This window comes from Dyadobacter sp. CY312 (genome assembly GCF_021390535.1).
GTDB lineage: Bacteria > Bacteroidota > Bacteroidia > Cytophagales > Spirosomataceae > Dyadobacter.
On record NZ_JAJUXG010000034.1, the window covers coordinates 25,176 to 39,768 of the forward strand.

Here is a 14,593-nt window from a genome sequence, read left to right on the forward strand (position 1 = left end):
GGTAGTATCATGTCTGATAACCTTTCGATGTGTATTCAAAGACAAATACAAAATTTATTTTTAATTAGTATAAATAATCTTATTTTTGCGCGAAATTAACGTTCGTTTGATGAAAACAAGATTACAACCACTGTTATTCGTTGTCGCTTTTATTTGTTCTTTCAACCTCGCTAATGCCCAATCCGTTTCGGGAGTTTTGAGAGGTATCGTGATGGACAACAATAAGCAGCCTGTTCCGTTTGCTTCTATCATTGTCAAAGGGACTAATATAGGTACCACTGCAAAAGGTGATGGAAGTTACAGGCTTGGTAATTTGCCTAAAGGAAACATTTCAATCAGAGCTTCTTTCATCGGGTATACGATTCAGGATAAAAACATTACACTTGACGCAGATACCGAACAAAGCCTTAATTTTGAACTAAAAGAAAGTTCTTCCCAGCTTGACGAAGTCATTGTTTCCGCAGGCCGAAGGGTAGAGTCGCTGGCTGAAACACCGTCATCGGTGACAGTTGTAAATGCAAAGGAAATCAGCGCACTCTCTACCATAAGCCCTAATATCGCTAACATTCTTGCGTTTTCGGTTCCCGGTTTGGGAGCATCTACCAATCAAACCGGAAATTCGGGACAAACATTGAGAGGGCGTAACCTGCTGGTACTCATTGATGGCATACCACAATCAACTCCGTTAAGAGCCGGAGGGCGGGATATCCGTACCATTGATCCGTCGGTGGTTGAGCGCGTGGAAGTGATTAAAGGCGCCACTGCAATTTACGGAAACGGTGCCGATGGCGGACTGATTAACTACATCACGAAGACACCAAAAACAGACCAAAAAATCGGCGGGTACAGCCAGTTAAGTCTCACGGGCAACACCCGGGGAGACAGCACGCTGGGCTTCCGTGCTTCACAGCAGCTGTACGGGCGTATAGCCAAGTTCGATTACGTGGTAAGCGGTATGTACGAAAAAACCGGCGTTTACCGCGACCCGAAAGGATTGGTGATATCTCCTGATTACGGACTGGGTGAAACTAAAATATACAATGCATTTGCGAAGGTGGGTTATAATTTCAGTGGTTCTCAGCGCATTGAGGCTATGTATAACTATTATAGCTCCAACCAGCATTCGGCTTATGTTGCCAAAGCCGGTGTTTACAGACAATCTCCGGCAATAGGGGTGTGGGGAATTCGCAAAGGAATTGACGAGGGTACCCGCTACAATCACAATGCCAATATCCAGTACACCAACAAAAATATTTTTGGCCGGACGTCTTTGTCTGCCAATGTATACTTGCAGGATTTCTGGACAGTTTATTCAAATTCGGAGTCTTTCTTTGGCAGCGGGCAATCGGCGATCATTTCAACCAAGAAAGGTTTCCGACTCAACCTCAATACACCTTTTACCATATCATCTAAACTATCGGGAGATGTGACTTATGGTGTGGATGTTTTAAATGATAAAACGGAGCAAAACCTGGTCGACGGCCGCGCTTGGGTGCCGCGTATCAATATGAACAACCTGGCGCCTTATGCGCAGCTCACTACGCAGTGGTTTAATTACCTGAACCTGAAAACGGGCTTGCGTGCTGAAAATATCAAGATGGATATTGCCGATTATGCCACTTTGGCTACCGGTCCCGACGGTGCAGGAAGCATTGACGTAACGGGCGGCAAGCTGGATTACAATGCGTTTGTATTTAATGCAGGACTTCGGTATTCAAAATTCAAGCGGTTCAATCCATTCGTGAGCTATTCACAATCGTTTTCCATTTTCGATCTGGGTAGAATATTAAGGGCTGCGAACGAAAATACAGTGGCCGGTCTGCAAACAGAACCGATCATTGTAAACAATTATGAAGTTGGTTTCAGCAGTGCTTTGGGACCTCTGAGCGTGTCGGCTGCCTATTATTACAGTACATCGAAACTGGGTTCCAATTTACTTCTGGTGGATGGAAAGTATGTGGCCGAAAGACTGCCGGAGCGGGTTTGGGGCTACGAGTTCCAGGTTGACTATCAGGTAACTACCGGCCTTGTTTTGGGAGGTAATTATGCTTTTGTAGAAGGTAAAGGAGATAAGGACGGTGACGGAAATTTTAATGGCCCGACTGATAAATACCTGAACTCCAATCGCATTACGCCGGTAAAAATCGCGGCTTATGCCAGGTATAATAAGGCCAGGTTTAATGCAGACCTGAACTGGTTGTATGTAGGTAAAAGGGACCGGTTTGCACCCAATGAAAAAGGCGTTTATCCAATCGGGGAGGGGCCAATCGACTCCTATAATACCTTTAATTTGTCTTTGGGATACAAAATTACGGAAAACCTGAAAGCTGATCTGGGTATTGAAAACTTGCTTAACACGGTTTATTATCCGTCGATAGCCCAGTTTTATGGTACAGCCATCGATTACCGGAGAGGGAACGGGCGCAGATTCAATTTAACGGTAGGCTATCGCTTTTAGTAAATATGAAATTTAAAAAAGTGGTCAGCTTTTTACACCTTTGGCTCGGACTTGTGTCCGGGCTTTTTGTGTTTTTGATCGCCGTCAGCGGCTGCCTTTATGTGTTTGTCGACGAGCTTAAACCCATCGTTTACCGTGAACGCCTTTTTGTTACGCCGGAAAATAAAGAAAAACTCCCCTTGACCCAGCTGCTGAGCATTGCCCAACATACGCTTGGGAAGGACAAGATCATCACCAGGGTAGAAATAGGCAATTCCCCGGACCGTTCCGTGACATTCAGGTCGCAAAAGAATAACCCCGACGGATTGACCCACTGGGACTATTTCGAATACTATTACCGCGTATACATCAATCCATATTCCGGGAAGGTAATCTATGTTGAAGATTCAAAAAATGAGTTTTTTCAGCTTGTGCTCGCATTGCACATGCGAATGCTTTTTGGAGAAAAGGTAGGGCATTATGTGGTCGGATATTCGGTGCTATGCTTTGTGATTGTGTTGCTCTCCGGTTTTTTTCTCTGGTTTCCCAAGAAATGGACAGCCAAAAGCATCAAGAATAATTTCACTATTAAATGGAGGGCAAAATGGAAAAGGCTAAATTATGACCTGCACCAGATACTTGGGCTTTACGCTTTTTTTGTCCTGCTGCTGACCTCCCTGACAGGCCTTGTGTGGGCATTTGACTGGATGCAGGATTCAGTACGTTTTGTTGCCAATGGAGGCAAAAATATAGAAAAGGCTGCCCTTTTAGTTTCAGATACATTGCAGCCATCAACTGTTTCAGGCTTGGATAAGGCATTCACGACAACTGCCGCGCGTTACCCTGATGCGTATGCGTATCTGGTATTATTGCCTGCCAAAGCTACGTCCACAATCAATACATTGGTTTATAAGAAAGACTGGAATCGCTTCGACCGCCTGCTGATCATATATGACCGGTATTCAGGAAAAATGCTTTCCAATACTTCCTTTCAAAACCTGAATAATGGTGATAAAGCCTATCAGCTCAATTTTGATCTGCATACGGGTGCATATATGGGTTTGTTTGGTAAAATTCTCTCATTTCTTGCAGCCTTAGCTTGCTCCACATTACCTGTTACCGGTTTTTACATTTGGTGGGGCAAAAGAAAAAAGAAGCCATCAGTCCGAAGCCGTGAAGCCCGGGCTAAATTCGTTTAACATATCATCAACCAGTTTTTGATTAAAAGTGTAGATGGTGATTTAATTTGGAAGGATCAGCGGTTGGCCTGTCATCCTTTGTTTCGCCCCCACCAGATCAGAAAACCGGATACAGGCAGACTTGCTGCAATCAGGCTGGCAAAGAAGGCCAGAACTTTTCCGGCAATCCCGAGTATACTCCCCGTGTGTATGTCATAATTGAGGCTCCTAAGCGCCTCGCCGGTATTTTTCTCTGAGAATTCATGTGATTTTAGCAGCTTACCATTGTACTGATCATACTGCTCCGTCACATTATCGTAGACCGGCTGTGTTTTAATCAGTACGTTAATCACGCCCTGTTTGCTGACAGGAAGGTAAATGTGATATGCTTCTGCATCTTTATGTCGGAGACTGACACTGTCGAAAATAATATCCATCGGTATATCGCTTTTAGAACCGGATGTATCTGAAAAAACCGGGGGTGGACTTTCATAAGTCCTGCCTGCATTGGCCAGCCATTGTACGCTGTCATCAAACCAGGAGAAGGCCCAAATCAGTCCTGTCAGTCCAATCATAAGCATGAAGACCATCGCATAAAAACCTGTGATGTTGTGAAGATCATAGTTTTTTCTTCGCCACTTTGTTGTACTTTTCCAGCGAAACCAATAGCGTTGGCGTGCGGCATTTTTATTTTTTGGTTTCCAGAGTATTAGTCCGGTGACCAGCGAAATGATAAAAATGATTGTGGCAATACCGACTATCGGCTGACCTATTTCATTGCTTAGCAGCAGGCTCCAATGTAAATAGAGTATGATCCTGAAAAATTCAAATTCTGAATTTTCTTTTGCTACTACTTCTCCTGTGTAGGGATCGATAAAAACAGATTCATAATAATATTTCCGATCCCAGTACCAGACACCCTCGTTTGTACTTTCCCGGTATGCCCTGAATCGCAGGGAGCGATCCTTCGAGTTAAAGATCTCAATAGCCGAAACGGGTTTGTTTGCACTGTATTCATTTTGGGCAGATCTAAGCAATTGGCTCACCGGCAAACGTTCTTTTTCGATGGGAGTTATAAAGTATCTGTCGGCATAAACAAGCGGTTTTATCTCGTCAATGAACGCATAAATACAGCCGGTTATGCCCAAAATAAAAACAATGATTCCTGACAAGAGGCCGAGCCACAGATGGATCCGGCGTACTAATTTCTTTAAATTCATTTCAGCTTGCTTTATCTGTAAAGCAAGAAAAACGCCCGTCACAACACGGGTGTCTTCCTTGCGCAGTTTGCATTAAAACCTGAATGTCAGATTGGCGGCGAAATTCGCTGGCGCCTGGGGATTTCCCCAGCTGTCCCAGTATCTGACGTTGGTAAGATTATTGGCTTTTAAATTGATGCCCCAGTTCTCACGTGAATAGAATAGAGTTGCCCCCACAATTGTATAAGCCGGAACGGCAAACGTGTTATTGGTAGCCCTGTAAATCTTATCGACTTTGTTGATACCGGCTCCGAGACCGAATCCTTTCAGCGTGTTCTGAAATGCGTACGACGTCCAGATATTTGCGACGTTCTCAGGAGCATTAGCAGCCTTATTACCTTCTATGGCAGGATTTGAAGCTCTTTTGATCCGATTGTCATTAAACGCGTAGCCTGCCACGATGTTTAATCCTTTAACAGGTTGAGCGATCAATTCAAATTCCACTCCCTTGCTCACCTGTTTGCCATCCTGAACGGTAAACAGATCAGCATCGACCCGGGTGGCGTTATCGATCAGGATATGATAGTAACTCAGAGAAGCGCTTAGCTTTTTGTCGAAAAGCTCGGCTTTAAGGCCACCCTCAGCCTGATTTGCAAATTGAGGATCCAGAATCAATCGGCTGCCATCAGGTTGGATTGCCGGAGCTATGTTCTGAAACCCGCTCATGTAGTTAGCGAAGGCAGACAGCCTGCTGGCCAGAATCTGATAAACGATTCCTAATTTTGGTGCGAGTGATGTCTGCTTAAATCCTTCCTGGGTTCCGGTAATTTCTTTCCTGTTGAAGTGATCGATCCGCAGTCCCAGCATTACAGAGAAGCGGTCTGTAAAATTGACGACATCCGACACATAAGCGCTCACCGTATGCTGATCTGCCGTCGGAAATGGTTCAAAGTTAGCCGTAGGATCAATATTCTGTTTAATAACCGGATTGAAACTTTCTGTCACGTTGACAGTATCCAGGATACTTGCTTCGGAGAAAAGGAACTTGCCGGTGAAATATCGGTAGTTCGCCCCCATCAGCAGGTTATGCCTGACTTTACCCGTATTAAACCTGCCATTTACATTATGCTGCAAGTTGGTGTAGGCATTGTAAAGCGGGCCGTAAACAGAAGAAGCCCTGACGGCCAAAGAAGGCGAAATCCAGATTATCGGGCGCTGGTAGCTGTGATCGACATTTTCCTCTACGTAGGAGAACAGGGTAGTGGATTTGAAGCGCTCCGATAGTTTGTAATTTACTTCGGCAAATAATCTGGTAGCAGCATTTTTTACATCAGCATTGTTGTGATACAATGTTTTGCGGTAATCCAGTTGCAGATCAGTAGGGCTTTTTATCAGTGGCGAACCAATAATAAAATTCATAGGCTGGGTATTATTCACCTTCAGGAATTCGGCATCTACATTGAATGTCAGCCTGCTGCTGGCCCGGTATGAAAGGCTTGTAGCGATCAGAAATGTGTTATTGAATCCATAATCAAGAAAGCTTTTTTCTTTATGTAGTGCCATGTTCGTCCTGATAAGCACAGTTTTCTCTTTGTTAAGGGGTGTGTTCACATCAGCAGTAATGCGGTTTAGTCCGTAACTTCCCGTGGTATAAGATATTTCGGTTCTGGTTGTCTCAAATGGCTTTTTGGTCACCAGGTTCACCACTCCTCCATAAGAAGATACTGAGGAGCCAAAGAGGGTCGCTGATGGACCTTTGAGAACTTCTATACGTTCAATATTTCCGATATCCAGCGAAGACCGCTCGGAGGTAGATTCCATACCATTTCTGGCATTAATGCCGATCCCGAAACCTCTCAGGTATGCACTGAAACCACCGGACGGATTGATTACAGGAACAGCTCCCGGTGCATTTCTTATCACATCCAGAAGGCCAACCGACAATTGTTCCTTGATGAGTCTGCTGCTGACTACACTGTAAACCTGCGGATTTTCCAGGTTTTTAAGTGGCATTCGCGCTATGTAGTCCGATTCCTTGTTTGCAAACTTATTCATGCTGCCGTTTACGGTCACCTCATGAAGCGTTTTACTGTCTTCCCGGAGGAAAATCACAGGAAGGGTAAGGACCTGATCTGGTGCAACTGATATGTTTTTTTCAATGGCTTCATAACCCAACAGCTGGATAATCAGGGTGTGCTGACCTGCCGGAATATTCCGGATAACAAATTCTCCGTTTTCATCCGTCAGTGTTCCTTTCGAGGATCTTTTTACGGAGACATTTACAAACTCGGCGGCCTTGCCATCGGATGTCCTCAGGTTGCCTTTCAGCGAACCCCTGCTGTCTGGATGTAGCTGCAAAAAAATCTGCTTGTCGCTTACCTGAGCCTTTTTGAGTGTATATGTCAACAAACGTGCAAAAGCTTCACCGACTGAAATATCTTTATAGTTGATCGTTACGCGCTTGTCGAGATCAATTCTGCTGCTGTTGTAGGATACATTGCAGCCAACCTGGTCAGCTATGGCATCAAGCGCATCGGCCAGGTGGACGTTCTCCATATTTATCGAAATGATGCGGTCAAGAGTCGGGGACTGGGCATTGGTTAATAACGGAATGAAAAGGAAGAGGTAAAAAAGCAGGTTTTGCCATTTTGGATGGCATTTTGGTAAAGAGTACATAAATTTGAAACAATTGGTTAAATAATCAGTGAAACGGTTGTTTTTTCCATAGGTCCGGTGCAAAATTTGGCGATGGAGCACCGGCCTTTTTATGATCCTATCTGGTTTTGGGCATTAGTATATGATTACGGTTTTGTTATTAATTGTGTATTTAAATTCCATCACATAACTCATCCTCTCAAGCACGTACTCCAGTGATTTACCTTCAAATTCCCCGGTGTAGTGCTGCATTGCGATGCGTTCAGGGATTTTCTTCATCTCTATATTGTACCATCGCTCCAAAGTAAGAGCTACGCTGGTCAGGCTTTCGTTATCAAAGACGAGCCTGTTATCCTTCCATGCCAGGTAACGGTCGGCATAGACGTTATCCTTTGTCATTCCGGAAGTCATATTGAATCTTCCACGTTGATTCGCAGTGATTATCAGCGGTTTCTGATTCTTTAATAAGCTTGCGAACTGGACCTTTCCTTCTTTCACGACAAGCGTTGTTATACGTTCAGAATAGCTCTTCAAGCTGAAAACCGTACCTAAAACGCGCACGCTGGTTTGAGAAGTCGTTACAGTGAAAGGCCTTTTTTTATCCTTTGCTACGTTGAAATAGGCCTCACCGGAAAGCATAACCTGCCTGCTTGTATCTGAAAACGGGACAGGAAAACGTATTTCGCTATCAGAATTAAGGTATATGTCTGTTCCGTCGGAAAGCTTTATCGCCCTCTTTTCTCCCTTGGATGTTTTGATAGTCTGATACTGAATATTTGTGACAGTCTTTGTGTACCGGGGTTGGTTTTTAGATGGTCTCCGCAACAGGAAGAGCGATAGCCCACACACCAAAAGCACAGTAGCGGCCGCCAGCCAGGGCTTCCAGAATGTTGTTATCGGTTTTCTATCTGGCTCGTAATCGTGCGCATCGTTCTCGATATTTTGCCATATATTGGCCTTATGTACTTGCAGATCCTGCTCGGCAGGAAAACTTACTTCCGCTTCCGAATGATCCAGCCATTTTTCAACAGCAAGCCTTTCCTGTGTTGAGCAAAGTCCTTCTGCATATTTCTGTAAAAGTTCAGCTGTTATCTTCATGACGATACGATATTAATGCGTGATCGTAAGGCAGTCGTTAAAACCATCAGTTGGTCCTAGCTGTAACTTGAAATTTTTTTGAAGGCCCGCTACTGATACTCTTTCAGCTCAGCTTTAAGATAGCCGAGTGCTTTCGTCAAATGATTTTTGACTGTCTTCTCTGATATTAAGAGGTTGGCGGCGATTTCTTTTGTTGTCAATCCTTTTTCTCTGCTCATTTTGTATACCAGTCGACACTGACATGGGAGCTGATCGACCAGATTACCTACTTTATCTGAAAGTGCATGGTAGAGCACATCATTCTCCGTACAGTTTTCATAAGAAGAGCAGGCCGGCATTTCGGAAAAGTCTGCGCGGACAGTGGTCTTTGCTTTCTTTCGGTAGTAATCGATGAGTTTAAATTTGGCTGCCCTCGCCAGGTAGTTTTCCAACGGGCCTTCTATCTGCAGACTTTCTCTTCTTTCCCAAAGGGAACAAAAGAGCTCCTGAACAATCTCCTCAGACACAACCGCGTCACGTGTTTGATGATAGCAAATACCAAACACATTCTTCCAATGAAGATCATATATCCGTCGGAATGATTCTCTATCGTAGAACACAGGGAATGAAATGGGAGCGTTGAATCTGTTACTTATTTAGATTTATTCTAATTGTAACAAAAGTTGCAGTAAAAAAAACGGAATACAAAATTTAGTGGCGCAAAATTGATTTATGACAATTAATTCCTGTTAAGGTTCAAAGTGTGTGTGCCTCTGATATAACGAGAGGGCAGTATTATCTGATTGATAGAGTTACTAACTACGCTGCTTGGAAGCCTTGCAGCTATTTGTGCATTTGGTAAACTGTATGCCTCCGGGCAAAGGCCTGACGACACAGAATTAGCTGGTTGCGACAAAAAGCAAATCGCAGTAGCTTTGCTGAATGGATGGTTGCTTTGGCATTGTTGATACTTTTGCAATTCACTCCGGCTAGCATAACATTACGCTCCTTCACTTTTCAGAAAATAATCAGCTCGGGACCAAGACTGATTTTTTAAGGGTAAGTGATTTGTGTATTAAATCTCACGCACTGACCAGATTAAGAGCAAAAGTTCTATAAAAAAAAGAGCTGAATCGTGTTTCTTAACATAAGTGAACGTATTTAAGCTACCTCCTGAATTTTCTTTGCAGTATCGTCTAAAACAACTTAAAAAAGATATGCAAAGGAAAATTTTATGGATTGGATTTGTCTTGGTATTGGCAGGCAGTTTACAGGTGAATGCGCAATATGACAAACAAGACAGCACTTACAAACGATGGTTTGTAGGCAGCACCATATTTCTGTTGGGCAATTTGGCATCTACAAATCCCCCCAACTTCGCTCAACTCAATTTCGGCTATCGGATTACAGGAAAAGATGTAATTACAGTAGAACCAAAAACCTGGAAATATGCCTGGCCGAATGGTATTCACCCATTTTTCAACAAGGCATACGGAAAGTCAGAAGAAAAGTTTCCGGGGTATGTGCGTGAGTATGGCATATCGTTGGCCTACCAACGATTTTTTTGGAAAGGGTTATATGCAGAACTTAATGTAATGCCTACTCTGCAAACTTTTGGGAATGACAAAGGCAAAAAAATTGATAATGGTTTTCAAAGTTTCAACACATACCGTGTTGGTTGTCACATCAAACTTTTTAAGGACAGATTTTTTATTCAACCATCAATTGCAATTACCCACCGGGCTTATCACACAAAATTACCTGATGGATTTAAACAGTTGGACGATAAATGGTCAAAATTTGTCTTCGGAGAACCGGGATTTCATTTTGGATTTAATTTTTAGTTGATAATTTATGAAGGCATAACAAGTAATGCTCTTTGATTCTGATAGGCAACTCAAAAGATGAAGTTGGTTCCTCACCGGTAAAAACCTAACGAATACTGCTGCATGGGAACACCTATGGATATTTGAGCCTTTGAATGACGTAATAAATGATTTCTGGGACAGGTCGGTTTTGCAAGATAATGCCTGGTTGGGTCCAGCGGCTTCATGTGGTCCTCAGGTGATAACTAACTCTGATGAAGATTGGATTTGTATTCCAAGTGCAGCTTTGTTCTCTATTTTTCAACAAACGGTCATTCTTACAGCGCTATATATCAAAGCTCAATTCGCCATCAATCTGGCATTTCATCCCAAATAATCCATGACTTGAAACTTTTTGTTGGAGCGGATCAAGGTTAATGCTTGTTTTGATTCATCAAACACAATTTAGAGTTATGAAAATTCCACGTCTTGCAATCTGGCAGCAATGGATTCTGCACGCACTTCTTATATGGATAGGAAGTGAATTAAGCGATTCCATTACCTACTGGTACGAAATCAATACAGTGGGGAACTATCTTTTTAATGAGGATGGTTCAGCGGTGACTCTTTGGCAGCGATTTGTTAATCATAACTATTACCAGGCTGTATGGTTGGTAATTTTGATTGGAACATTGATTGTTGAATTTAATTATCACTTCGTATTCATAAAGAGACCGCTATCTCATTTTATCGCATCCAATTTTCTTTTTTCGCTGGTATTTGCAATGGCGCTCATGGCCCATAACCAATTGAAGTACGGTGGAGAATTTCAATTCCTGTGGGCACCTTCAATAGTTTTGACTGCTTACGGTTTCGCGTATGCTATATTCAGAGACTTTGTATATCAGAGATTAAACAGAGCTCAGCAAAAAATACAGCTCGTGGAGGCAGAACTCACCACGTTGAAAGCGCAGATAAATCCACATTTTTTCTTTAATACGCTTAATACTGTATATGGCACTGCCCTGTCTGAAAATGCAGAAAAAACGGCACAATACATTGAGCAAATGTCAAATATTATGCGGTATGCCATTACGGAGGCGCAGCAGGATTTTACATCTGTCGAGCACGAATTCGGGTTCGTTGAAGATTATCTGTACTTACAAAGGATGCGATTGGCTGAACGTAACACGATACTGGTACAGACCGATCTATTCTACGATAAGTTACCGGCAGAAATTGCGCCTTTTATTCTGGCTCCATTTATTGAAAATGCGTTCAAATACGGCATTCGTGTTGATCAGGATTGTATCATAAAGCTGAAATTACGTATCCAAAATCGCATACTTGACCTCAAAATCGAAAATAGCATATTCCCACTGAAACCAGAGCAGGCTGGATTGGGAACAGGAATTAGAAATACGCAGAAACGCCTTCAGATTATTTACCCGGATCGACACCAGCTGACATATGGTGCGGTAGGGGATATATATACGCTTCGCTTGCAGATTCACCTCAATTAACCTTATTTCTTTTATGAAACTGATACTTCTCTGCATTGCAGTGGCAATGTCCGTTGCTTCTTATGCCCAAATGACTGTGTCCGGGAAAATCTCACCTGCCCATTCCGGAGCAATATTAGCGTTTAATCTGCCTTTCGATTGCTGGATTCATCCTGGTAACGCAATGGAAGTTATCGCAGATAGTGAAGGAAAGTTTTCGGTTAACCTGGCGGTAGAAAAGCCACAGATAATCTTTCTGTTTTTTGCAGGCAAGCGTCTTCATTTGTATGCAGAACCTGGAAAAACGCTCATGATTGAAACGGATGATTCGTTGAGAACGATTCGGTTTGGAGGTGGTTTAGGTAAGGAAAATCAGTTTCGTAACCTTTTAGGGTTAACAACCAACAATCTTGGCAAGAAAAATTGGGACGAAATGAAAAGTAAGCCGGGGGATATACTGGCAGATTTACGAATGGTCCAGCAATCAGCACTATTACAATTGCAGGACAGCAAGTTCACAGACTCTTCTGCTTTTTCCCGGATGACGCTGGCGGATATCCAGTATTTTGCAGTTAGCAAACTTTGGGATTTAGTTTGGCAAAATGAAATATGGTCTAAACCAGACATATCCAGTGCAACAAAGGATCAATGGAGGCAAGCCTTAAAAGATGCACATGAAGCTGTCAGGCTTTCAAATTCGGATGCGGTAACGAGTTATCACTACCAAACACTGATTGCCTACTATCCACGCTATCTTCAACATCTGGGGGCAAATAAGGAAGAGTTCTCCAAGGTTGCAGAAGCAGTTTTTAGGAAACCTTTTGCGGAAATTATTCAGGAAGTACGCCAAAAAGGAGAGCGTTACTGGGAGCATACCGTCCTTCAATATGCATTTAAAAACAAAGCTTTAGATTACGCACTTGCTTCTTTCCTAATCAATGGGATCGATCAGGGAGATCTCGGATTTCAGCAGGAAGCCTATGAGGATTTTTTGTCTCGTTTTCCTGACAGTCCTTACATGCCTTATGTGCGAGAAAAAATGAAACCATATCTTTCGAGTTTACATCAGACAAAACCTGAATCGCAGGGTATTCATTTTCTGTCAGATTCACCAGAGATAACAAGCCTTGATTCGATCATCAGCAGATACAAGGGCAGGGTGATTTTTATTGACATGTGGGGAACGTGGTGCGGACCGTGCAGACAAGAGTTTGCTTTTAATAAGGAATTGAAAGAGCGTTTTAAAAACAAAGCTGTGAATTTTGCCTACATCGCCGTAGAGCACCGCCCGAATCCAGAAAAGTACTGGAGAGAAATGGTGTCTTTTTATAATTTGACGGGTTACCACATTCTTGCGGGAAAAGAGCTGGAAAAAGATTTGAATAGGATATATGAAAAACAGGGCAACCTTATATTTCCATCTTATATATTAGTGGATCAGTCAGGCAAGATAATAACAATCCATGCGAAGCGACCGTCTGACCGGGAAACTTTGTACCGACAAATTGAAGAATTGTTATGAAAAAAGGTAAGGTTACTGTTCGTTGTATCTTTGTAGACGATGAACCTATGGGTTTAAACGTCTTATTATCCCATGCGAGTAAAATTCCTAACCTGAATGTCCTGGGTGCATTTGCAAGCGGCACCGAGGCGCTTACTTTTCTGCAAAATAACGAGGTGGATCTTGCTTTTCTTGACATTCAAATGCCTGATTTATCAGGGCTTGAATTGGCAAGAATCTTATCCCCAGCGATAACGATAGTTTTTACAACTGCCCATCCCGAGTACGCAGTAGCTGGATTCGATCTTGCCGTTACCGACTATTTGCTAAAACCTGTTGGTTTTAGTCGTTTCCTACAAGCCATTGACCGAACAATAGCCAATGTTGCAAGTGCATCGGGTGGTGATAATTTAAACGATTTTATTTTTGTGAAAACAGGTTACGATTGGACCCGCATCACGCTCAGTAATTTGCTCTACATAGAGGCTGATGGCAATTATCTTACTTTTCACGAAACCGACAAACGAATTTTAACCCGCATGAAACTTTCAGAGATATTGGAAAAATTGCCCAATGCAGCATTTGTTCGAATCCATAAATCCTTTGTCATTGCGATTTCGCAAATTGATAAGATTGAAAGACATCAGATTACTTTGTCCGGTCAGGTGCTTCCTTTGTCAGCCACTTACAGAGACGATTTACTTGCCAGGTTAGATTGATTGAGAATATGATTTGAGAAATTTGGAGATGTGAAGACTGTGTGGGATTTCCTGTTGACTGATTTTTCAGCATGATAATTCAGTATCTTGGACCAGTGTCATGTTCAATCTTAAAAATAATCACTTTTCGTCTAAGATGTATGGGAACCGTTTGGTTGCAAATTGGTCGAACAAAAGGGTAGCTAATAAGCAGTTGCATTTTCAATGAATTCCAGACAATCTATTTCAATAACATATCCGGTCTGATCGCCACATTCAGAAGCAAAAAGCTCAGCATTGCAATTGGCATCCCGGATTTGAGCCAGTCTAAAAAAGGACTAAGGTCATGAGCAGGACGAGGTAATCCTAAATATTATCGGCACTACGGTCTCAGGTCAGAGTACTGGTGACACTGCAAACTAAACATGGGTATTTTTGGATCAAGACCAAATGTTGTGGAGCAACTTGGATTAAGCATATAACTGAGTTAGACGATACAGGAAGAATTCAACGTTACGAACCCCTCTGAACTGACTTCTAA

Annotated in this window: 10 protein-coding genes; 6 read left to right on the forward strand and 4 right to left on the reverse strand. The window is 42.7% G+C overall.

What is annotated here, in order from left to right:
- Positions 1-109 precede the first annotated feature (109 nt).
- Both LZG71_RS29155 and LZG71_RS29160 read left to right on the forward strand, forming a co-directional pair.
- The gene (locus LZG71_RS29155) at positions 110-2,458 is read left to right on the forward strand and encodes a TonB-dependent receptor (protein ID WP_233826615.1); all 2,349 of its coding nucleotides are present in this window, start codon (positions 110-112) and stop codon (positions 2,456-2,458) included.
- 5 nt (positions 2,459-2,463) lie between these two features.
- The gene (locus LZG71_RS29160) at positions 2,464-3,636 is read left to right on the forward strand and encodes a PepSY domain-containing protein (protein ID WP_233826617.1); all 1,173 of its coding nucleotides are present in this window, start codon (positions 2,464-2,466) and stop codon (positions 3,634-3,636) included.
- 71 nt (positions 3,637-3,707) lie between these two features.
- Here LZG71_RS29160 and LZG71_RS29165 read toward each other — a convergent pair whose 3' ends face one another.
- From LZG71_RS29165 to LZG71_RS29180, 4 genes are all read right to left on the reverse strand, one after another.
- Positions 3,708-4,835: a PepSY domain-containing protein gene (locus tag LZG71_RS29165; RefSeq protein ID WP_233826619.1), complete on the reverse strand. Its 1,128-nt coding sequence runs from the start codon at positions 4,833-4,835 to the stop codon at positions 3,708-3,710.
- A 72-nt stretch (positions 4,836-4,907) separates the two neighbouring features.
- Positions 4,908-7,490: a TonB-dependent receptor gene (locus tag LZG71_RS29170; protein WP_233826621.1), complete on the reverse strand. Its 2,583-nt coding sequence runs from the start codon at positions 7,488-7,490 to the stop codon at positions 4,908-4,910.
- Positions 7,491-7,604: 114 nt separating this feature from the next.
- A complete protein-coding gene (locus LZG71_RS29175; RefSeq protein WP_233826623.1) occupies positions 7,605-8,567 on the reverse strand; it encodes a FecR family protein in 963 nt (320 codons plus the stop codon).
- 89 nt (positions 8,568-8,656) lie between these two features.
- A complete protein-coding gene (locus LZG71_RS29180) occupies positions 8,657-9,166 on the reverse strand; it encodes an RNA polymerase sigma-70 factor (protein WP_310587799.1) in 510 nt (169 codons plus the stop codon).
- A gap of 597 nt (positions 9,167-9,763) precedes the next feature.
- Between LZG71_RS29180 and LZG71_RS29185 the strand changes: the two genes are divergently transcribed.
- From LZG71_RS29185 to LZG71_RS29200, 4 genes are all read left to right on the forward strand, one after another.
- The gene (locus tag LZG71_RS29185; protein ID WP_233826625.1) at positions 9,764-10,390 is read left to right on the forward strand and encodes a hypothetical protein; all 627 of its coding nucleotides are present in this window, start codon (positions 9,764-9,766) and stop codon (positions 10,388-10,390) included.
- Positions 10,391-10,824: 434 nt separating this feature from the next.
- Complete coding sequence (locus LZG71_RS29190; RefSeq protein ID WP_233826627.1) at positions 10,825-11,874, forward strand: sensor histidine kinase; 1,050 nt, start codon at positions 10,825-10,827, stop codon at positions 11,872-11,874.
- A 13-nt stretch (positions 11,875-11,887) separates the two neighbouring features.
- Entirely contained in the window at positions 11,888-13,375 is a 1,488-nt protein-coding gene (locus tag LZG71_RS29195) for a TlpA disulfide reductase family protein (RefSeq protein ID WP_233826629.1), read from the forward strand.
- A complete protein-coding gene (locus tag LZG71_RS29200; RefSeq protein ID WP_233826631.1) occupies positions 13,372-14,073 on the forward strand; it encodes a LytTR family DNA-binding domain-containing protein in 702 nt (233 codons plus the stop codon). Before LZG71_RS29195 ends, LZG71_RS29200 begins: the two co-directional genes overlap by 4 nt.
- Positions 14,074-14,593: the final 520 nt, after the last annotated feature.

What these genes read in the sequence shown, in the direction of transcription:
- LZG71_RS29155 (WP_233826615.1), top strand. Translation starts at nt 110, where the DNA reads ATGAAAACAAGATTACAACCACTGTTATTCGTTGTCGCTTTTATTTGT.
- LZG71_RS29160 (WP_233826617.1), top strand. Translation starts at nt 2,464, where the DNA reads ATGAAATTTAAAAAAGTGGTCAGCTTTTTACACCTTTGGCTCGGACTT.
- LZG71_RS29165 (WP_233826619.1), bottom strand. Translation starts at nt 4,835, where the DNA reads ATGAATTTAAAGAAATTAGTACGCCGGATCCATCTGTGGCTCGGCCTC.
- LZG71_RS29170 (WP_233826621.1), bottom strand. Translation starts at nt 7,490, where the DNA reads ATGTACTCTTTACCAAAATGCCATCCAAAATGGCAAAACCTGCTTTTT.
- LZG71_RS29175 (WP_233826623.1), bottom strand. Translation starts at nt 8,567, where the DNA reads ATGAAGATAACAGCTGAACTTTTACAGAAATATGCAGAAGGACTTTGC.
- LZG71_RS29185 (WP_233826625.1), top strand. Translation starts at nt 9,764, where the DNA reads ATGCAAAGGAAAATTTTATGGATTGGATTTGTCTTGGTATTGGCAGGC.
- LZG71_RS29190 (WP_233826627.1), top strand. Translation starts at nt 10,825, where the DNA reads ATGAAAATTCCACGTCTTGCAATCTGGCAGCAATGGATTCTGCACGCA.
- LZG71_RS29195 (WP_233826629.1), top strand. Translation starts at nt 11,888, where the DNA reads ATGAAACTGATACTTCTCTGCATTGCAGTGGCAATGTCCGTTGCTTCT.
- LZG71_RS29200 (WP_233826631.1), top strand. Translation starts at nt 13,372, where the DNA reads ATGAAAAAAGGTAAGGTTACTGTTCGTTGTATCTTTGTAGACGATGAA.